Consider the following 16,903-nt stretch of genomic DNA (forward strand, 5'->3'; position numbering starts at 1 on the left):
ACGCAGAGTCGGTCAGTGGCTGGCTGAAAAGGCTCAGCCGGCCTTTTCGTTGCTCTCGTCTTCCGGCCAGTCGCGGATGTACGCCTTGAGCATCTTGTTCTCGAAGTTCTGCGCGTCGACCACGGCCTTGGCCACGTCGTAGAAGCTGATCACGCCCATGAGCATGCGCTTGTCCATCACGGGCATGTAGCGCGCGTGGCGCTCCAGCATGATGCGGCGGATTTCGTCGAGGTCGGTTTCGAGCGTGCAGGTGACGGGCGCGTCGTCCATGGCCTTGCGCACCAGCGTGGTCCCGACCTGGCCGCCGTTGTTGACGACCGCCACGATCACTTCACGGAAGGTGAGCATGCCGACCAGGTCGCCGTGCTCCATGACCACCAGCGAACCGATGTCCTTGTCCGCCATGGTCTTGGCGGCTTCCGCCAGCGGGTCGTCGGGCGTGGTGGTGAAGAGCGTGTTGCCCTTGACGCGAAGAATGTCGCTGACTTTCATGGTGGTGCTCCTCTCGGGGATTCGTCGTTCTCGGCGTCGTGCCGATTTGAATATAGCCCACAATCGACGCCGACCCGAACGCCCCTGTCGCCTGTGCAAGCATTGCCGGCGTCACGGGGCATTGCGAAGAGACAACAGAAAGGCCTTCATGCCCGGTTATTCCGACCCCGGTTTCGACACCCTCGCGCTGCACGCCGGCGCCGCCCCCGACCCCACCACCGGCGCGCGGGCCGTTCCCATCCATCTGACGACCTCCTTCGTCTTCGAATCCAGCGACCACGCGGCCGCGCTGTTCAACCTGGAACGCGCGGGCCACGTGTATTCGCGCATCAGCAACCCGACCAACGCGGTGCTGGAACAGCGCGTGTCGGCGCTCGAAGGCGGCATCGGCGCCATCGCCACCGCCAGCGGCCAGGCCGCGCTGCACCTGTCGGTGGCCACGCTGATGGGCGCGGGCTCGCACATCGTCGCGAGCACGGCGCTGTACGGCGGCTCGCAGAACCTGCTGCACTACACGATGCGCCGCTTCGGCATCGAGACCACCTTCGTGAAGCCCGGCGACCTCGATGGCTGGCGCGCCGCGGTGCGCCCCGAAACCAAGCTCTTCTTCGGCGAAACGGTGGGCAACCCGGGCCTGGACGTGCTCGACATTCCCGCCGTGAGCGACATCGCCCACGAAGCCGGCGTGCCGCTGCTGGTCGACTCCACGCTCACCTCGCCCTACCTCATCAAACCCTTCGACTGGGGCGCCGACCTGGTCTACCACTCGGCCACCAAGTTCCTGTCGGGCCACGGCACCGTCATCGGCGGCGTGGTGGTCGACGGCGGCAGCTTCGACTGGGAGAAGTCAGGCAAGTTCGCCGAGCTCACGCAGGCCTACGACGGCTTCCACAACATGGTGTTCAGCGAGGAAAGCACCGTCGGCGCGTTCCTGCTGCGCGCGCGCCGCGAAGGCCTGCGCGACTTCGGCGCCTCGATGAGCCCGCACACGGCGTGGCTGATCCTGCAGGGCATCGAGACGCTGCCGCTGCGCATGGAGCGCCACATCGACAACACGCAGAAGGTGGTCGAGTTCCTGGCCAGCCATCCGTTCGTGTCGCGCGTGGGACATCCGCTGATCGAGTCGCACCCGAGCCATGCGCTCGCGCAGAAGCTGCTGCGCCACGGCGCGCGCGGCGCGGGCGCGGTGTTCAGCTTCGACATCAAGGGCAGCCGCGCACAGGGCAAGGCCTTCATCGAGGCGCTCAAGCTGTTCAGCCACCTGGCCAACGTGGGCGACTGCCGCAGCCTGGTGATCCACCCGGCCAGCACCACGCACTTCCGCATGACCGACGAGGCGCTGGCGGGCGCGGGCATCTCGCAGGGCACCATCCGCCTGTCGATCGGCCTGGAAGACCCGGCCGACCTGATCGACGACCTCAAGCGCGCGCTGAAGGCCGCGGAAAAGGCAGGTGCCTGAGATGAACTACACCGTCAACGGCCACGACACCTACTGCTACACCGCCGGCAAGCCCTTCGATGCGACCAAGCCCACGGTGGTGTTCATCCACGGCGTGCTCAACGACCACAGCGTGTGGATCTTGCAAAGCCGCTGGTTCGCCAACCACGGCTGGAACGTGCTGGCGGTCGACCTGCCGGGCCACTGCAAGAGCGCCGGCGCACCGCCGGCCAGCGTGGAAGAGGCCGCGCAGTTCGTCATCGCGCTGCTCGACGCAGCGGGCGTACAGAAGGCCGCGCTGGTCGGCCACAGCTTCGGCTCGCTGATCGCGCTCGAAGCCGCGGCACGCGCGCCCGAGCGCATCACGCAGCTCGCGATGGTCGGCACGGCCTATCCGATGGTGGTGTCGCCCGCGCTGCTCGAAAGCTCGGTGAGCGATCCGCAGCGCGCCATCGCGATGGTCAACACCTTCTCGCACTCGCTGCTGGCGCCGCCGCCTTCGTCGCTCGGCCCGGGCACGTGGCTGTACGGCAGCTCGCGCGCGCTGATGCGCCGCGTGCTCGCGAGCAACCGCGAGGCCAATGTGTTCCACATCGGTTTCAAGGCCTGCAACGACTACGCGAACGGCGAAGCCGCGATGGAGAAGGTGCAGTGCCCCGTGCTGTTCCTCCTGGGCGACGCCGATCAGATGACGCCGCCGCGCGCCACCAAGGCGCTGGTGAGCAAGGCGCGCAACGCCAAGGTGGTGACGGTGCATGCCGGCCACGCGCTGATGAGCGAGGCGCCGGACGAGGTGCTGTTCGCGCTGCGCGACTTCGTCGCGGGCTGAAAACTGTGAAGAACGCGGGGCGGCCTAGCTGCCCAGCGCGTTGATGTCCGCCGGATCGAGCAGCACCTTGCGTGCGCCCCGGCGCGCCACCGCGAGCATCGCGCGGCCCACCTTCTCGGTGGTGGTCACGCGGTCGGGCCACCAGCGGTGGGCCAGCCCGAGCACGGGCTTGAGCACCACGATCGCGGCGTCGTACAGCGGCGTCTTCGAGCGCACGCCGTGCAGCGGCTGGATCATGCCGGGCCGGAACATGTAGGACGCGCGAAACGGCAGGCGCATCAACGCGTTCTCGGTCGCGCCCTTCACGCGCGCCCACATGCGTTCGCCGCGCTCGCTGCTGTCGGTGCCCGCGCCCGTCACATACGTGAAGGTCATGCCCGGGTTGAGCCGCGCCAGCACGGTGGCGGCGGCCATCGTCAGGTCGTAGGTGATGCGCTTGTACTCGGGCTCCTTCATGCCGACCGACGACACGCCCAGGCAGAAGAAGCAGGCGTCGAAGCCCGTCAGCTGCGACTCGATGGCGCGGTAGTCGAACATGTCTTTGTGGACCAGGTCCTGCAGCTTGGGATGCTGCTGCCCGGTGGCACTGCGTCCCACGGCCACCACACGCTCCACGTCGGGCGCCAGCAGGCACTCGCGCAACACGCCCTGCCCCACCATGCCGGTGGCGCCAAAGATCAGGATGTTCATGGGAGGGAAGCTCCGAAGCGGTCAGACCGCGAAGGCCGCGGGCTTTTTCTCGAGCACGGCCAGCAGCAGGTCGACGTCGAGGCTGGAAGGCTGCGGCGGCTGCAGCGCGCCGAGCAGGCGCGACAGCGTTTCGATGTGCGGCAGCAGCGGACCGAGAAAGCGCGTGCCGTCGGCACCCGCCACCAGCAGGGTCGGGAAGGTCTCGACGTCGAAGGCGTCGGCGATCTCGGCGTGGTCCTCGATGTCGACCCAGGCGAAGCGGAACTGCGGGTGCGCCTTTGCCAGCTCGACCAGCAGCGGCCGGTAGTCGCGGCAGGTGCCGCACCATTCGGCGCACAGGCACACGACCCACAGCGCATTGGCATCGGCGGAAGAATCGACGGGGACGACGGGAACAGCGCTCAAGGTGGATACGGCGAAGGTGGGATGGCGAACCCGGGTGGTGCGGCCGCGGGGTCGTGGCTATTATCAACAAAGCCCCTGCGGGGCGCAGGAGACCCACGATGAACACCTCCACCCCTGCCGCACCGGACGCGCCGGCCCCGGTCGATCCGCGCCGCTTCACCAGCTTTGCCGAGTTCTATCCCTTCTACCTGACCGAGCACGCCAACGTCACCTGCCGGCGTCTGCATTTCGCGGGCTCGACGATCTCGCTGCTGTGCCTCGTGGCGCTGGTGGTCACGCTCAATCCGTGGTGGCTGCTGGCCGGGCTGGTGGCGGGCTACGGCTTTGCCTGGGTCGGGCACTTCGGCTTCGAGAAGAACAAGCCCGCCTCGTTCAAGCGCCCGCTGTACTCCTTCATGGGCGACTGGACGATGTACCGCGACATCTGGGCCGGCCGGGTCAAGATCTGACGGCCCACGCCAGGGCGCTCCTAGATCAATAGCACGTCGCCCAGCCGCAGCGTGCGCAGCGGGCCCTTCTGCCACAGGTCTTCGAGCGGTTCGGCGCGCGGCATCAGCAGCTCGCGCAGCAGCGGTTCGATGGGCGTCGACGGGTCGGCCAGCAGCACGTAGCGCGGGTCCTGGTTGGCGGGCTCCTCGGCCAGCGGCGCGATCCAGTCGAGCCGCACCAGCGTGTCGATCACCGGCGCCAATTGCAGCCCGTCGACCCGCATGCGCGTCAGCAGTTCGCTCGCGCCCATGCCCTTGGCCGGCGTGGCCTGCGCGCGCGCCAGGTGCTGCAGCACCTCCATCGCGAGCTGCATCGGCCAGCCCGCCGCGCCGCCCCGGCGCGCCACGCCCGTCAGCAAACTCGGCAGGTAGGCCGCGATGACGGCGCCCAGCAGCACGATCACCCAGGCCACGTAGATCCACACCAGCAGGATCGGGAAGGTGGCGAAGGCGCCGTACAGCACCGAATAGGTCGGCACCAGGCTTAGGTAGTAGCCCAGCACGCGCTTGGCGATCTCGATGGCCGCCGCCACGAAGAGGCCGCCGGCCCAGGCGTGCGACCAGCGCACCGTGGTGTTCGGCACGTAGTGGTACAGCCCGGCCATGCCCGCCGCGAGCAGCAGGAATTCCAGGGTGTCGAAGGCCAGCTTGACGATGCCTCCACCCACCACGTCGCGCGACGCGGCGAACACGTACGAGGTGGTCGACAGGCTCACCGCAAGGATCAGCGGCCCCAGCGTAATGGTGGCCCAGTAGATCAGCACCCGCTGCGCGAGCGGCCGCGGCGTGCGCACGCGCCAGATGTTGTTGAGCGTCTTGTCGATGGTGAGGATCAGCGCGATGGCGGTGATCAGCAGCACCACCAGGCCCGCGATGCCCAGCCCGCTGGCCTTGCTCGCGAACTGGTTCAGGTAGCCCAGCACCTGGCGCGCGATGTTGTCGGGAATCAGGCTCTCGATCAGCCAGCGCTGCAGGCGGCCCTGCATGGTGGCGAACATCGGGAACACGGTGAACAGGGCGAGCGCCACCGTGAAGAACGGCACCATGGCGATGGTGGTGGTGAAGGTCAGGCTGCTGGCCGTGAGGCCGAGGCGGTCTTCGCGAAAACGCTCCCCCAATACCGCTGCGGTGTTGCGCCAAGGAAAGCGCGAAAGATCCCTCCAAAGCTGCCTGCGATTCATGGCCGGTATCATGCCATCCGCTCTTTCCCGAGATGCGCCACACCCGGTGCGCCTCCCCCTCTCTCTTTCGCCGCCACCGTGTCCGACACCCCACTCCCGCCCTCTTCCGTCCGCGCCACCCGATGGGCCGCCGTGGGCAGCCTCGTCGGCCTGATCGTGCTGGGCCTGGCCTGGGAACTGTGGCTGGCGCCGCTGCGCCCGGGCGGCTCGCTGCTGGCGCTCAAGGTGCTGCCGCTGGTCATTCCGCTCGCGGGGCTCTACAAGAACCGCATGTACACCTACCGCTGGGTCAGCCTGATGATCTGGCTTTACTTCACCGAGGGCGTGGTGCGCGCCTGGAGCGACACCAACGGCATGGGGCAAATCCTCGCGCTCGTCGAGGTGCTGCTGTGCCTCGTGCTCTTCGCGGCCTGCGCGTGGCATGTGCGCCTTCGCCTGCGCCACGCCAAGGCCGCCGCTGCCGCTGCCCGTCCCCTGGAGGCTTCCGCCCAATGACCACCTCTTCTTCCCTCCTCGACCAACTGCGCGCCATCGTCGGCGCCACGCACGTGCTGACCGAGGGCGACCTCGCGGCCTACGAACAGGACTGGCGCAAGCGCGCGCGCGGCAAGTCGCTCGCCGTGGTGCGCCCGGCCAATGCGCAGCAGGTGGCCGACGTGGTCAAGGCCTGCGCCGCGGCCGGCACGGCCGTCATTCCACAGGGCGGCAACACCGGCCTGGTGGTCGGCTCCATTCCCGACGACAGCGGCACGCAGGTGGTGCTGAGCCTGCAGCGCCTGAACGCCATCCGCAACATCGACGCCGCCAACCTCACGATGACCGTCGAGGCCGGCTGCATCCTGCAGACCCTGCAGGAGACGGCCGAGAAAGCCGGCTACCTGTTCCCGCTGAGCCTGGCGGCCGAGGGCAGCTGCACCATCGGCGGCAACCTCGCGACCAACGCGGGCGGCACGCAGGTCGTGCGCTACGGCAACACGCGCGACCTGTGCCTGGGCCTGGAAGTGGTCACGCCGCAGGGCGAGATCTGGGAAGGCACGAGCGGCCTGCGCAAGGACAACACGGGCTACGACCTGCGCGACCTGATCGTCGGCAGCGAAGGCACGCTGGGCGTCATCACCGCCGCGACCATGAAGCTGTACCCGCTGCCCGCCGCGCAGCTCACGGCCTGGGCCGCCGTGCCTTCGCTCGACCACGCGGTCACGCTGCTGGGCCTGGCGCACAAGCACCTGGGCTCGGGCCTCACGGGCTTCGAGGTGATGGGCAAGTTCGCGCTGAGCCTGGTCGACAAGCACATGCCGCAGCTGCGCGTGCCCTTCATCGCCGACGAGGCCGTGCCCTACTGCGTGCTGCTCGAGAACTCCGACAGCGAGTCCGAGGACCACGCCCGCGCGCGCTTCGAGGCGCTGCTCGAAACCGCCTTCGAAGACGGCTGCGTGACCGACGCGGTGGTGGCCGAGAACCTCACGCAGGCGCACCAGCTCTGGCACATCCGCGAGAGCATTCCGCTCGCGCAGGCCGAGGAAGGGCTGAACATCAAGCACGACATCTCGATCCCGGTGTCGCGCATTCCCGCCTTCGTGGAAGCGACCGACGCACTGCTGAAACGCGAGATCGCCGGCGTGCGGCTCGTGAACTTCGGCCACCTGGGCGACGGCAACCTGCACTACAACGTGCAGGCGCCCGAGAACATCGACACCAAGGCCTTCCTGAAGAACGAGGAAGAGCGCATCAACACGCTGGTCTACGACGCGGTCGAGCAGTTCGGCGGGTCGTTCTCGGCCGAGCATGGCGTGGGCTCGCTCAAGGTCGACAAGCTCGAGAAGCACAAGTCGCCGGTGGCGCTGGAGATGATGCGGGCGATCAAGCGCGGGCTCGATCCGAAGAACATCCTGAACCCGGGGCGCGTGATCCGCGTCTAGCCAGAAAAATCCTCGCCGCGCAGCTCGATCGGCTGCCCATGCGGCGTGCGCTCCGCGGCGTGGTCCCACGCGTGGCGGTAGCGGGCCAGCTCGTCGCCGGAACTCGCGCCCTTGCGGGCCACGAGGCCTTCGAGCGCGGCGAGCCAGTGGCGGTAGTAGGTGTCGCCCGTGTCCGGGTCGCCCGCGGCCTGCGCGGCGCTGATCTGCGTGGCCAGCGCCTCGGCCCATTCGACCCAGCTGAACAGGTCGCGCTCGTGCAGCGCGAGCGTCATCGCGAAGGCCTGCGCCTCCCACGGTTCCCGGAACACCGGCCCGTCGGCGTCGCGCGGCATGCCCGGAGCGAGTGCGAGCGGCGGCATGTCGTTCGCCTTCATGCCGCGGGCTCCAGGTAGCTTTCCCACGCATCGACCGACACGGCCAGGTTCTGGCGCGGCGCGGCGTCGCCCCACAGCTCGGCTTCGTCGAAGACCACGGTGTAGAGCCATTGCGGCTGCTCGCCCAGGCCCTGTGCATTCGCATCGGCGAACACGTGCGCGCCATGGATGTGCTCGATCGTGCCGCGCTTGCCCTGCACATAGCCCGGCAGGCGCGTGTGGTGGTCGACGCGCCCGAGGTGCATGCGCACGGTCTGCCCGACCGCAAAGCGCGCGGGCGCCGATGCGGGGCGCTCGGTGCCGGAGCCCTTGGCGAGCACGGCGGGCACGTTCGCGGCCTGCAGCACGCGGGCGACCGGCGCGGCCGGATGGTGCATCTGCCCGGACGCGATCTCGTCCGCGAAGACCTGGCCGCGTTGCAGCATGAGCTGCTCCAGCGCGCCGAGCCAGATCTGGTAGTAGCTCAGGTCGCGGTAATCGGGCAGCGTCTCGCGCGCGGCGCGGCTGGTGTCGATGTTCCAGGAGCCGGTGGCGCCCATGGCCAGCGTGAGCGCCAGCGCGCGCGGCTCCCAGGCGCCGTGGAACAGCTCGCCTTCGGGCTCGGGCGTGACGGGGCCGAAGCCGGGTTGTCCGCCGAGGTCGGCGTGGGTCGTGTAGGTCATGCAGCACTCCTTGCCGAGGGCGCCTCGACCACGCGCGTGCCGATCATCGAATCGCGCGAGACCAGCGCGGCGAGTTCGTCTTCGCTCCAGCCCTCCGTGCCGGCCGGGCGCTGCGGGATCACGAGGTAGCGCACCTCGGCGGTCGAGTCCCAGACGCGGATGCGCGTGGTCTCGGGCAAGGCGGTGCCGAAGTCGGCCAGCACGCCGCGCGGGTCTTTCACGGCGCGCGAGCGGTAGGGCGCGCTCTTGTACCAGGTGGGCGGCAGGCCGAGCACGGGCCAGGGGTAGCAGCTGCACAGGGTGCAGACCACCATGTGGTGCTGGTCGTCGGTGTTGGCCACCGCGACCATGTGCTCGCCCTGGCGGCCTGTGTAGCCCAGCGAGGCGATGGCCGCCGTGGCGTCGGCCATCAGCCATTCATGGAACTTGCGGTCGACCCAGGCCCGCGCCACCACCCGTGCGCCGTTGCGCGGGCCGATGCGGGTCTGGTAGGTGTCGATCAGCGCGTCGAGCGCGGCGGGGTCGATGTAGCCTTTTTGCGTGAGCACGCTTTCGAGGGCGCGCACGCGCAGGTCCATCTCGCCGAGTTCGCTGTGGTCGTGGGAATGGTCGTGAGAGTGGTCATGGCCGGTCATCGGCCGATGCTAGCGCCGCCCCGTAAAATTCCCAACATGACCCTCCCTGCCCGCCCCGTCCGCTCCCAGTACGAAGATTTCATGCGCCACGTCGACACGCACGGCGTGTTCAAGAGCGACCGCACGGGCACGGGCACCAAGAGCGTGTTCGGCCACCAGATGCGCTTCGACCTGAACGAGGGCTTTCCGCTGGTGACCACGAAGAAGGTGCACCTGAAGTCCATCATCCAGGAACTGCTGTGGTTCCTGACCGGCTCCAGCAACAACAACTGGCTCAAGGAACGCGGCGTCACCATCTGGGACGAATGGGCGCGCGAAGACGGCGACCTGGGCCCGGTGTACGGCGTGCAGTGGCGCAGCTGGCCCACGCCCGACGGCGGCCACATCGACCAGATTTCCGACGTCATCAAGACGCTGAAGAGCAACCCCGACTCGCGCCGCATCATCGTGAGCGCCTGGAACGTGGCCGAGCTGTCGAAGATGGCGCTCATGCCCTGCCACGCCTTCTTCCAGTTCTACGTGGCGCCGCCGCAGGCCGAGGGCGAGCGCGGCAAGCTCAGCTGCCAGCTCTACCAGCGCAGCGCCGACATCTTCCTGGGCGTGCCCTTCAACATCGCCAGCTACGCGCTGCTTACGCACATGGTGGCGCAGCAGTGCGACCTGGACGTGGGCGACTTCATCTGGACCGGCGGCGACTGCCACATCTACAGCAACCACGCCGAGCAGGTGAAGCTGCAGCTCAGCCGCACGCCCTTCCCCTACCCCACGCTGCACATCAAGCGCAAGCCCGACTCGATCTTCGACTACCAGTACGAAGACTTCGAAGTGCTGGACTACAAGCACGGCGATCCAATCAAGGCGCCGGTGGCGGTGTGAACGCGATGAGCGCCACCACGCCCCGCATCAACCTGATCTTCGCGCGCGCCGCCAACGGCGTGATCGGCGTGAACAACACCATCCCCTGGCACCTGCCGGAGGACATGGCCCACTTCAAACAGCAGACCGCGGGCGCACCCGTGGTGATGGGCCGCAAGACCTGGGACTCGCTGCCGCCGCGCTTTCGCCCGCTGCCGGGCCGCCGGAACATCGTGGTCACCAGGCAAACCGATTGGCAGGCCGAAGGCGCGCAAGCGGTCGGCAGCCTGCCCGATGCGCTGTCGCTGTGCACGCCGGCGGACTCGCCCGAAGTCTGGGTGATCGGTGGCGCACAGATCTACGCCGAAGCCGAACCACTGGCCCAACGCGCGGTGGTCACCGAGATCGCACGCGACTACGAAGGCGACGCGCACGCCCCCGTGCTCGACGCCGCCGTGTGGCGCGAGACGCAGCGCGAGTCGCACGTCTCGGCCAAGGACGGCCTGCCCTTCAGCTTCGTGACCTACGAACGCATCGCGGCATGACGGCACCGCACCGTACGCCCGGTCCCCCGCTGCGGCTGTCGCGGCGCACGATGCTGGCCGGTGCCACCCTGCTCGCCGGCCTCGCGCCGCTGCAGGCCCTGCAGGCCGCCGGGCCGCTGGAGTCGGACGAAGAGGCGCTGTTCATGCCTGGCACCGCGCGCCCCACGGCCGACGGCCGGCTCGAGGTCGACGTGCATGCCTGGGTGTTCGAGCGCGAGCACCGCTGGGGCCTGGACGCCGCGCTCGCGCGCTACCTCGGCATGAACCTGAAGAAGCTCACGCCGGCCGCGCGGCTGCGCTTCAGCCAGCGCACGGCGCTGTTCCATGCCGAGTCGGAAGAAGACAAGGTGATCGACGTCGTCTTCGACGGCTCGGCCACGCGCCTCACGATGCCGCCCACGGGCGCCGACGGCCGCAGCAACCTGCGCGCGGTCGTCGAGGCCTCGCACATCCCGGCGTCACAGGAGTGGCTGCCGTTCCACGGCGTGACCGGCCCGGGCGAGCTGCTGCCGCGCTTTCGCGGCCGTGCGCAGATCGTGCCGGCGCAGGGCGTGTCGGTCATCTCGGACATCGACGACACCATCAAGCGCACGCAGGTGCGCGACCGGCGCGAGATGCTGCTGAACACCTTCGCGCGCCGCTTCGAGGCCGCGCCGGGCATGGCGGCGCACTACCGCGCGCTGGCGCAGGCGCCCGGCACGCGCTTTCACTACCTCTCGGGCAGCCCGATCCAGCTGTACCCCGCGCTCACCGACTTCATTCGCGACGCCGACTTCCCCGCCGGCAGCATGCACCTGCGCGAGAGCACGACGTGGCGCACGCTGATCCCCAGCGCCGAGGATTCGCGCGCACACAAGCTCGGCGTGATCGAGCGGCTGCTGGCCGAATTTCCGCAGCGCCGCTTCCTGCTCGTGGGCGATTCGGGCGAGGCCGATCCCGAGATCTATGCGCAGGTGTTCCGCGCGCATCCGCAGCGCATCGACGGCATCGTGATCCGCGACGTGACCGACGAGAACCGGCTGTCCGACCGCTACCGCGCCACCTTCGAAGGCATCGCGCCCGTGGTCTGGCACCTGCTGCGGCCCGACACCACCGCCTGGCCCATTCAACCGGCCAATCGATAGCGGCGGGTCACGCCGTGCGCGCGCCCAACCAACGCCGATAGCGCTTCGTCAGCCGCTTCGTGCGCAGCTGGTCGAGCACCAGGGTCAGGAACGGCGAGTGCGCGGGCGCGCTGTTGCGGCCCGGACGCAGCGTGCGCAGGCGGCGCTTCACCAGCGCCATGCGCGCCAGCGCGGCCATGACCTGGTCCTTCCAATCGACCTGCGGGCTCTGCGCCGCCGCGTCTTCGCCCGCGCGCCAGCGTGCGGGCAGGTCGGGCGCCACGGCCAATGCGGTGGCCATGCCCACCACGGCAACGCCTTCTCCCAGCACCCGTTCGGCGACGGCGCGGCGCACGATGCCGCCCGTGGTCATGACCGGCATGCGCGCCTCGGCGGCCAGCTCCCGGGCGAACTCCAGGAAGTAGGCCTCGCGCGCCAGCGTGCGGCCGTCGGCGGTGCGTCCCTGCATCGCCGGACTTTCGTAGCTGCCGCCCGACAGTTCGACCAGGTCCACGGCCTCGTCGTTGAGCCAGCGAATGACCTGCTTCGCATCGTTCTCCGAGAAGCCGCCGCGCTGGAAGTCGGCGGAGTTGAGCTTCACGGCCACGGCGAAGCCGCGCGCCACGCGGGCCCGCACGGCACGCACCACGTCGAGCAGAAAGCGCGCGCGGTTCTCCAGGCCGCCGCCCCAGGCATCGGTGCGCTGGTTGGTCAGCGGCGACAAAAACTGCGAGAGCAGGTAGCCGTGCGCCGCATGCACCTGCACGCCGGTGAAGCCCGCGCGCTCGGCCGCCTGCGCCGTGGCGGCGAAGCGGTCGACGGTCTCGGCAATCTCCGCCTCGCTCATCGCCCGGGGCTGCACGAAAAGCTTGCTGTGCTTGCCCAGATCGAGCGCCACCGACGACGGCGCCCAGGCCGTGCCGCCCATGCTGATCTGCACCTGGCGGCCCGGATGGTTGATCTGCATCCACACCTGCGCGCCGCCGCTGCGCGCGACCGCGGCCCATTCGGTGAAGCGCTCGAGCGGCGTGTCGGCTTCGAGCACGACGCCGCCCGGGCCGGTGAGCGCGCGGCCGTCGATCATCACGTTGCCCGTGAGGATCAGGCCCGCCCCGCCCTGCGCCCAGACGCGGTACAGGTCGTGCAGCGCCGCGCCCGGCAGTTGCCCGGCGTCGGCCATGTTTTCCTCCATGGCGGCCTTGGCCAAGCGGTTGGGCAGGACGCTCCCGTTGGGCAGGGTCAGCGGCAGGAAAAGCGGCGAGGAGTTCACGATGAGGACCGGGTGGTGGAGTGGAAAACCCGATGCCAAGATTCAAGCCAACTTGAAGGTCAAGCGATATGAAGATCGGTGAACTGGCAGACAAGACCGGCATGGCGCCCTCGGCCATCCGCTTCTATGAGCAAAGCGGCCTGCTGCCCGCGCCCGAGCGCGGCGCCAATGGGTACCGCGTCTACACCGAGGCCGCGCTCAAGCGGCTGCAGCTGATCCAGATCGCGCAGAACCTCGGCTTCTCGCTGGACAGCCTGCGCAGCGCCTTCGCGGGCTGCGAGGTCTTCTCGGCCGACGACCTGCTCGAGCGGCTCGACGGCCGCGTGCGCGAAATCGACCAGCTCATGGCCGGCCTGCGCGCGCAGCGGCGCGACCTGACCGACCTGCGCGCCACCTTGCGCCAGACCTGGGCCGCCGGCGAATGCATGGACCCCGCCACGCTGGCCGAAAGCATGGCTACGACCAGAAACAAAGTGGCACGTCCCTCGCGCCCGCAGAAAGAACTGGAAACTTCGGTACACGCCTCGAAAGGCATGCGCGGCGCAGGGTTTAGACAGCGCTAATTGTTTGTGCGCACAATGTCCGAACCGCCCTCCCCTCAACACAAGGAGACGACCCATGTCCATGGAATTTCTTCGGACCCTCGCCGAGCAGAAATTGCCATACGTCCTCCACACGCCCGCAGACATCGACAGGCTGCGCGTGCTGCGTGCCGCCGATCTCGTGACTGCCTTCATTCCGCCGTCGGAGCACGCGCCCGACGAGCGCGCAATCCATCAGCTGGCCCAGGTGGAATCGATCACCGCGAAGGGCCGCCTGGCCCTGAACAAGGCGACCTCTTCGTTCATCGAACTCTGACGAACCCGAATCGTCAGACCACGCCCTGCGCCAGCATCGCATCGGCCACGCGCACGAAGCCGGCGATGTTCGCGCCATCCACGTAGCTCACGCTGCCGTCGGCGCGCGAACCGTAGTGCAGGCACGACTCGTGGATGCCCTGCATGATCTGCAGCAGGCGCGCATCGACCTCGTCGCGCGTCCATGACAGACGGGCCGCGTTCTGGCTCATCTCCAGGCCCGACGTGGCCACGCCGCCCGCGTTGCTGGCCTTGCCCGGTGCGTACAGCACGCCGTGGCCTTCGAGCACCTTCACGGCCTCGATGGTCGAGGGCATGTTGGCGCCTTCGGCCACGCACACCACGCCGTTCTTCACCAGCGTGCGCGCGTCTTCCTCGTTGAGCTCGTTCTGCGTGGCGCTGGGCAGCGCCACGTCGACCGGCACGTGCCACGGCGTGGCACCGGCCACGAAGCGGGTGCCGGTGCGCTCGGCGTAGTCGCTCACGCGGCCGTAGAGGTGGTTCTTCACGTCCATCAGCACGGCGAGTTTTTCGGGTGTGAAGCCTTCCTCGTCGACCACGGTGCCGCTCGAGTCCGACACGGTGACCACCTTGGCGCCCAGCGCCATGGCCTTCTCGATGGTGTACTGCGCCACGTTGCCCGCGCCCGAGACGCTCACGCGCAGGCCGTCGAAGCTGCGGCCCTTGCGCTTGAGCATTTCCTGCGCGAAGTAGACGTTGCCGTAGCCGGTGGCCTCCGGGCGGATCAGCGAGCCGCCGAAGCTCAGGCCCTTGCCGGTGAACACGCAGTCGGCGCGGTTGGTGAGCTTCTTGACCATGCCGGCCATGAAGCCGACCTCGCGCCCGCCCACGCCCACGTCGCCGGCCGGCACGTCGGTGTCGGAGCCCACGTGGCGGAACAGCTCGGTCACGAGGGCCTGGCAGAAGCGCATCACCTCGCCCTGGCTCTTGCCCTTGGGGTCGAAGTCGGCGCCGCCCTTGCCGCCGCCCATGGGCAGCGTGGTCAGCGCGTTCTTGAAGGTCTGCTCGAAGGCCAGGAACTTGAGGATCGACAGGTTCACCGAGGGATGGAAACGCATGCCGCCCTTGTAGGGGCCGATGGCCAGGCTGTGCTGGATGCGGAAACCGCGGTTGACCTGCACCTCGCCGTGGTCGTCCACCCAGGACACGCGGAACATGATCACGCGCTCGGGCTCGACCAGCCGCTCCAGCAGGCTCTGGCTCGTGTACTTGGGGTGCTTCTCGATGTAGGGCCACAGGCTCTCCATCACTTCGGTCACGGCCTGCAGGTACTCGGGCTGTCCGGGGTTGCGTTGTGCGACGTGTGCGAGGAACCCCCCGGCGGATGCGTGCTTCATTCCAATCAATCCTCTGTTTTCCAAAACGGTGCATAACCTTATGCGAATCCTGCATTTTGCCGGATCGAAGAACCACATTGAGGCGCAAAACCCCAACAAGGTGCGTTGTTTGGGGCGCGCGGCGTGGTGAGGCCCCAACTTGGAACATCGCCGGAGCCCACCGGCGCCCGCAAAAGCGGTCAGAATCCCGCCCCGCGCGCCCTCCCGCACGGCCCGCTTCGGAATTCAAAGATGCAGATCAGCTACCGCTTCCAGTTCTCCCAGGCGCATGTGCTCACCGGCTTCCTGCGCAACCTGCAGCAGGTCTGGTGGGTCCGGTTCAAGTGGCCGTTGGCGCTGCTGTTCGCCCTCGCCCTGGCCATATGCGTCTACGAAGGGTTGCCCGTCCTGGCGGTCGTTTTCGCGGTCGGCATCGCGCTGCTGCTGAGCGCGCCGGCCATCGCCCGGCTGGCCCTCCATCGCTTCAGGCAGAGCCCCTTCTACAACGACGAGATCGACTTCTCGCTGTCGGAGAGCGGCTCCCACGCACGGGGCCGCCACAGCGAGGTGCGCCACGGCTGGGAGGCCTACACCAAGGCCCGCCGCTTCAAGGACGGCCTGCTGCTGTGCCACGGCCCGGACGCCTTCCACTGGTTGCCCGATGCGGCCGCGGCCGATCCGGCCGCCATTGCAGCGGCGCAGCAGCTCGCACGCGCGCGCATCCGGGACTACCGCGAGCTCTGACCGGGAACCGGGGACGATGAAGGCAAGGCGCCTCGGATCAACGGCACGCCCGCCTGCTACTTGCGCGCCTTCTCGATCTCCGCCATCAGTTCCTTGACGGTGGCCTCGCCGACCGAGGCCGTGTACTTGTCGATCACCGGTTTCACCTTGGCGCGCAGCTTCGCCATCTCTTCGGGCGGCAGCTCCGAAACCGTCATGCCGGCCTTCTTGAGCGCATCGAGCGCGCTGTCGGCAGCGCCGCGCGAGGCCTGGCGCTGGAACGTGGTCGCCTCCGCGGCGGCCTCGTTGACGATCTTCTTTTCGTCGGCACTCATGCCGTCCCAGGTCTTGCGGCTGATCAGCAGCGCCTGCGGGTTGTAGATGTGGCGAGTCTGGGTGATGTACTTCTGCACTTCCGCGAAGTTGGACGACAGGATGGTCGTGTTCGGGTTCTCCTGGCCGTCGACCGCCTTCTGGTCGAGCGCGGGGTACAGCTCGGGGAACGGCAGCGGCGTGGCGTTGGCGCCCAGCGCGCTGAACATGTCGATGTAGATCGGCGACTGGATCACACGGATCTTCAGGCCCGCGATGTCGTCGGCCTTGACGATCGGACGCTTGCTGTTCGTCAGGTTGCGAAAGCCCAGGTCCCAGTAGCCCAGGCCGTGCAGCGCCTTGTCCTCCAGCTTGGCCATCAGCTTCTGGCCGAAGGGGCCGTCGGTGACGACGTCGGCTTCCTTGCCGCTGTTGAAGAGGAACGGGAAGTCGTAGGCCGCGAACTCCTTCACCTGCGCCGACAGGATGCCGGCGTTGAGCACGGTCATCTCCACGGTGCCGCCCTGCAGCGCCGACACGGTCTGCAGGTCGCCGCCCAGCGTGCCGCCCGGGAACAGCTTCACGGTGATCTTGCCGCCCGACTTCGCGGCCACGAGGTCGGCGAACTTCTGTGCGCCCTGCGCCTGCGGATGGCCGGCCTGGTTCTGGAACGCGAACTTGATGGTGCGCTCCTTGAGCTGCGCGAACGCACCAGGGGCGGCGAACGCGAGGGCCGCCGCCACGGCGGCCAACAACAGGGTGCGCTTCGAATGCTTCGTCTTCATGGT

Annotated in this window: 21 protein-coding genes; 11 read left to right on the forward strand and 10 right to left on the reverse strand. The window is 68.5% G+C overall.

Annotated elements, in window-relative coordinates:
- Positions 1-33 precede the first annotated feature (33 nt).
- Positions 34-492, reverse strand: coding sequence for a CBS domain-containing protein (locus tag ACAM52_RS17245; protein WP_062476634.1), 459 nt, complete (start codon positions 490-492; stop codon positions 34-36).
- 148 nt (positions 493-640) lie between these two features.
- On the opposite strand from ACAM52_RS17245, the gene ACAM52_RS17250 reads away from it, so the two are divergent.
- Positions 641-1,951 (forward strand): O-acetylhomoserine aminocarboxypropyltransferase, encoded by a 1,311-nt coding sequence (locus ACAM52_RS17250; protein WP_369644093.1) that lies wholly within the window; start codon positions 641-643, stop codon positions 1,949-1,951.
- 1 nt (position 1,952) lies between these two features.
- Positions 1,953-2,759 (forward strand): alpha/beta fold hydrolase, encoded by an 807-nt coding sequence (locus ACAM52_RS17255; RefSeq protein WP_369644094.1) that lies wholly within the window; start codon positions 1,953-1,955, stop codon positions 2,757-2,759.
- A 24-nt stretch (positions 2,760-2,783) separates the two neighbouring features.
- Here ACAM52_RS17255 and ACAM52_RS17260 read toward each other — a convergent pair whose 3' ends face one another.
- Positions 2,784-3,449: an NAD-dependent epimerase/dehydratase family protein gene (locus ACAM52_RS17260; RefSeq protein WP_095950601.1), complete on the reverse strand. Its 666-nt coding sequence runs from the start codon at positions 3,447-3,449 to the stop codon at positions 2,784-2,786.
- A gap of 21 nt (positions 3,450-3,470) precedes the next feature.
- Positions 3,471-3,854 carry a thioredoxin family protein gene (locus tag ACAM52_RS17265; RefSeq protein ID WP_139705773.1) on the reverse strand — a complete coding sequence of 128 codons (384 nt, stop codon included), beginning with the start codon at positions 3,852-3,854 and terminating at the stop codon, positions 3,471-3,473.
- Between the two features lie 98 nt (positions 3,855-3,952).
- Between ACAM52_RS17265 and ACAM52_RS17270 the strand changes: the two genes are divergently transcribed.
- Entirely contained in the window at positions 3,953-4,303 is a 351-nt protein-coding gene (locus ACAM52_RS17270) for an Mpo1-like protein (protein ID WP_095744532.1), read from the forward strand.
- A gap of 20 nt (positions 4,304-4,323) precedes the next feature.
- On the opposite strand, the gene ACAM52_RS17275 is transcribed toward ACAM52_RS17270, so the two are convergent.
- Positions 4,324-5,535 (reverse strand): YihY family inner membrane protein, encoded by a 1,212-nt coding sequence (locus tag ACAM52_RS17275; RefSeq protein WP_307637925.1) that lies wholly within the window; start codon positions 5,533-5,535, stop codon positions 4,324-4,326.
- Positions 5,536-5,601: 66 nt separating this feature from the next.
- On the opposite strand from ACAM52_RS17275, the gene ACAM52_RS17280 reads away from it, so the two are divergent.
- Positions 5,602-6,018, forward strand: a complete 417-nt coding sequence (locus ACAM52_RS17280) for a DUF2069 domain-containing protein (RefSeq protein ID WP_369644095.1) — start codon at positions 5,602-5,604, stop codon at positions 6,016-6,018.
- Positions 6,015-7,442 (forward strand): FAD-binding oxidoreductase, encoded by a 1,428-nt coding sequence (locus ACAM52_RS17285; RefSeq protein ID WP_369644096.1) that lies wholly within the window; start codon positions 6,015-6,017, stop codon positions 7,440-7,442. Before ACAM52_RS17280 ends, ACAM52_RS17285 begins: the two co-directional genes overlap by 4 nt.
- Here ACAM52_RS17285 and ACAM52_RS17290 read toward each other — a convergent pair.
- The 3 genes from ACAM52_RS17290 to nthA are packed head-to-tail and all read right to left on the reverse strand — an operon-like array spanning position 7,439 to position 9,113.
- The gene (locus ACAM52_RS17290) at positions 7,439-7,816 is read right to left on the reverse strand and encodes a nitrile hydratase accessory protein (RefSeq protein WP_369644097.1); all 378 of its coding nucleotides are present in this window, start codon (positions 7,814-7,816) and stop codon (positions 7,439-7,441) included. The genes ACAM52_RS17285 and ACAM52_RS17290 overlap by 4 nt on opposite strands.
- Positions 7,813-8,478 carry a nitrile hydratase subunit beta gene (gene nthB / locus ACAM52_RS17295; protein WP_369644098.1) on the reverse strand — a complete coding sequence of 222 codons (666 nt, stop codon included), beginning with the start codon at positions 8,476-8,478 and terminating at the stop codon, positions 7,813-7,815. Before nthB ends, ACAM52_RS17290 begins: the two co-directional genes overlap by 4 nt.
- The gene (gene nthA, locus ACAM52_RS17300; protein WP_369644099.1) at positions 8,475-9,113 is read right to left on the reverse strand and encodes a nitrile hydratase subunit alpha; all 639 of its coding nucleotides are present in this window, start codon (positions 9,111-9,113) and stop codon (positions 8,475-8,477) included. The genes nthB and nthA overlap by 4 nt, the downstream gene beginning before the upstream one ends.
- A 36-nt stretch (positions 9,114-9,149) precedes the next feature.
- Here nthA and ACAM52_RS17305 point away from each other — a divergent pair, with 36 nt between their 5' ends.
- The 3 genes from ACAM52_RS17305 to ACAM52_RS17315 are packed head-to-tail and all read left to right on the forward strand — an operon-like array spanning position 9,150 to position 11,637.
- On the forward strand, positions 9,150-9,989 hold the full coding sequence (locus ACAM52_RS17305; RefSeq protein WP_369644100.1) for a thymidylate synthase: 840 nt from the start codon (positions 9,150-9,152) through the stop codon (positions 9,987-9,989).
- Positions 9,990-9,994: 5 nt separating this feature from the next.
- Positions 9,995-10,513, forward strand: a complete 519-nt coding sequence (locus ACAM52_RS17310) for a dihydrofolate reductase (protein ID WP_369644101.1) — start codon at positions 9,995-9,997, stop codon at positions 10,511-10,513.
- Positions 10,510-11,637: an App1 family protein gene (locus tag ACAM52_RS17315; RefSeq protein WP_369644102.1), complete on the forward strand. Its 1,128-nt coding sequence runs from the start codon at positions 10,510-10,512 to the stop codon at positions 11,635-11,637. Before ACAM52_RS17310 ends, ACAM52_RS17315 begins: the two co-directional genes overlap by 4 nt.
- A 7-nt stretch (positions 11,638-11,644) precedes the next feature.
- On the opposite strand, the gene ACAM52_RS17320 is transcribed toward ACAM52_RS17315, so the two are convergent.
- A complete protein-coding gene (locus ACAM52_RS17320; protein ID WP_369644103.1) occupies positions 11,645-12,886 on the reverse strand; it encodes an NADH:flavin oxidoreductase/NADH oxidase family protein in 1,242 nt (413 codons plus the stop codon).
- Between the two features lie 68 nt (positions 12,887-12,954).
- Between ACAM52_RS17320 and ACAM52_RS17325 the strand changes: the two genes are divergently transcribed.
- Both ACAM52_RS17325 and ACAM52_RS17330 read left to right on the forward strand, forming a co-directional pair.
- Positions 12,955-13,449: a MerR family transcriptional regulator gene (locus ACAM52_RS17325; protein WP_369644104.1), complete on the forward strand. Its 495-nt coding sequence runs from the start codon at positions 12,955-12,957 to the stop codon at positions 13,447-13,449.
- Between the two features lie 55 nt (positions 13,450-13,504).
- The gene (locus ACAM52_RS17330) at positions 13,505-13,744 is read left to right on the forward strand and encodes a hypothetical protein (protein WP_095951069.1); all 240 of its coding nucleotides are present in this window, start codon (positions 13,505-13,507) and stop codon (positions 13,742-13,744) included.
- Positions 13,745-13,757: 13 nt separating this feature from the next.
- Here ACAM52_RS17330 and gdhA read toward each other — a convergent pair whose 3' ends face one another.
- Positions 13,758-15,101, reverse strand: coding sequence for an NADP-specific glutamate dehydrogenase (gdhA, locus tag ACAM52_RS17335; protein ID WP_369644105.1), 1,344 nt, complete (start codon positions 15,099-15,101; stop codon positions 13,758-13,760).
- 231 nt (positions 15,102-15,332) lie between these two features.
- Here gdhA and ACAM52_RS17340 point away from each other — a divergent pair, with 231 nt between their 5' ends.
- A complete protein-coding gene (locus tag ACAM52_RS17340) occupies positions 15,333-15,824 on the forward strand; it encodes a hypothetical protein (protein WP_307694318.1) in 492 nt (163 codons plus the stop codon).
- Positions 15,825-15,880: 56 nt separating this feature from the next.
- Here the strand turns inward: ACAM52_RS17340 and ACAM52_RS17345 are convergent, their stop codons facing one another.
- Positions 15,881-16,900, reverse strand: coding sequence for a TRAP transporter substrate-binding protein (locus tag ACAM52_RS17345; RefSeq protein ID WP_369644106.1), 1,020 nt, complete (start codon positions 16,898-16,900; stop codon positions 15,881-15,883).
- Positions 16,901-16,903: the final 3 nt, after the last annotated feature.

The sequence above is a fragment of the Variovorax sp. V118 genome (assembly GCF_041154445.1).
GTDB lineage: Bacteria > Pseudomonadota > Gammaproteobacteria > Burkholderiales > Burkholderiaceae_C > Variovorax > Variovorax boronicumulans.

Coding starts and splice junctions, on each gene's coding strand:
- ACAM52_RS17245 (WP_062476634.1), bottom strand. CDS start 492: ATGAAAGTCAGCGACATTCTTCGCGTCAAGGGCAACACGCTCTTCACC.
- ACAM52_RS17250 (WP_369644093.1), top strand. CDS start 641: ATGCCCGGTTATTCCGACCCCGGTTTCGACACCCTCGCGCTGCACGCC.
- ACAM52_RS17255 (WP_369644094.1), top strand. CDS start 1,953: ATGAACTACACCGTCAACGGCCACGACACCTACTGCTACACCGCCGGC.
- ACAM52_RS17260 (WP_095950601.1), bottom strand. CDS start 3,449: ATGAACATCCTGATCTTTGGCGCCACCGGCATGGTGGGGCAGGGCGTG.
- ACAM52_RS17270 (WP_095744532.1), top strand. CDS start 3,953: ATGAACACCTCCACCCCTGCCGCACCGGACGCGCCGGCCCCGGTCGAT.
- ACAM52_RS17275 (WP_307637925.1), bottom strand. CDS start 5,535: ATGATACCGGCCATGAATCGCAGGCAGCTTTGGAGGGATCTTTCGCGC.
- ACAM52_RS17285 (WP_369644096.1), top strand. CDS start 6,015: ATGACCACCTCTTCTTCCCTCCTCGACCAACTGCGCGCCATCGTCGGC.
- ACAM52_RS17290 (WP_369644097.1), bottom strand. CDS start 7,816: ATGAAGGCGAACGACATGCCGCCGCTCGCACTCGCTCCGGGCATGCCG.
- nthB (WP_369644098.1), bottom strand. CDS start 8,478: ATGACCTACACGACCCACGCCGACCTCGGCGGACAACCCGGCTTCGGC.
- nthA (WP_369644099.1), bottom strand. CDS start 9,113: ATGACCGGCCATGACCACTCTCACGACCATTCCCACGACCACAGCGAA.
- ACAM52_RS17305 (WP_369644100.1), top strand. CDS start 9,150: ATGACCCTCCCTGCCCGCCCCGTCCGCTCCCAGTACGAAGATTTCATG.
- ACAM52_RS17310 (WP_369644101.1), top strand. CDS start 9,995: ATGAGCGCCACCACGCCCCGCATCAACCTGATCTTCGCGCGCGCCGCC.
- ACAM52_RS17315 (WP_369644102.1), top strand. CDS start 10,510: ATGACGGCACCGCACCGTACGCCCGGTCCCCCGCTGCGGCTGTCGCGG.
- ACAM52_RS17325 (WP_369644104.1), top strand. CDS start 12,955: ATGAAGATCGGTGAACTGGCAGACAAGACCGGCATGGCGCCCTCGGCC.
- ACAM52_RS17330 (WP_095951069.1), top strand. CDS start 13,505: ATGTCCATGGAATTTCTTCGGACCCTCGCCGAGCAGAAATTGCCATAC.
- gdhA (WP_369644105.1), bottom strand. CDS start 15,101: ATGAAGCACGCATCCGCCGGGGGGTTCCTCGCACACGTCGCACAACGC.
- ACAM52_RS17340 (WP_307694318.1), top strand. CDS start 15,333: ATGCAGATCAGCTACCGCTTCCAGTTCTCCCAGGCGCATGTGCTCACC.
- ACAM52_RS17345 (WP_369644106.1), bottom strand. CDS start 16,900: ATGAAGACGAAGCATTCGAAGCGCACCCTGTTGTTGGCCGCCGTGGCG.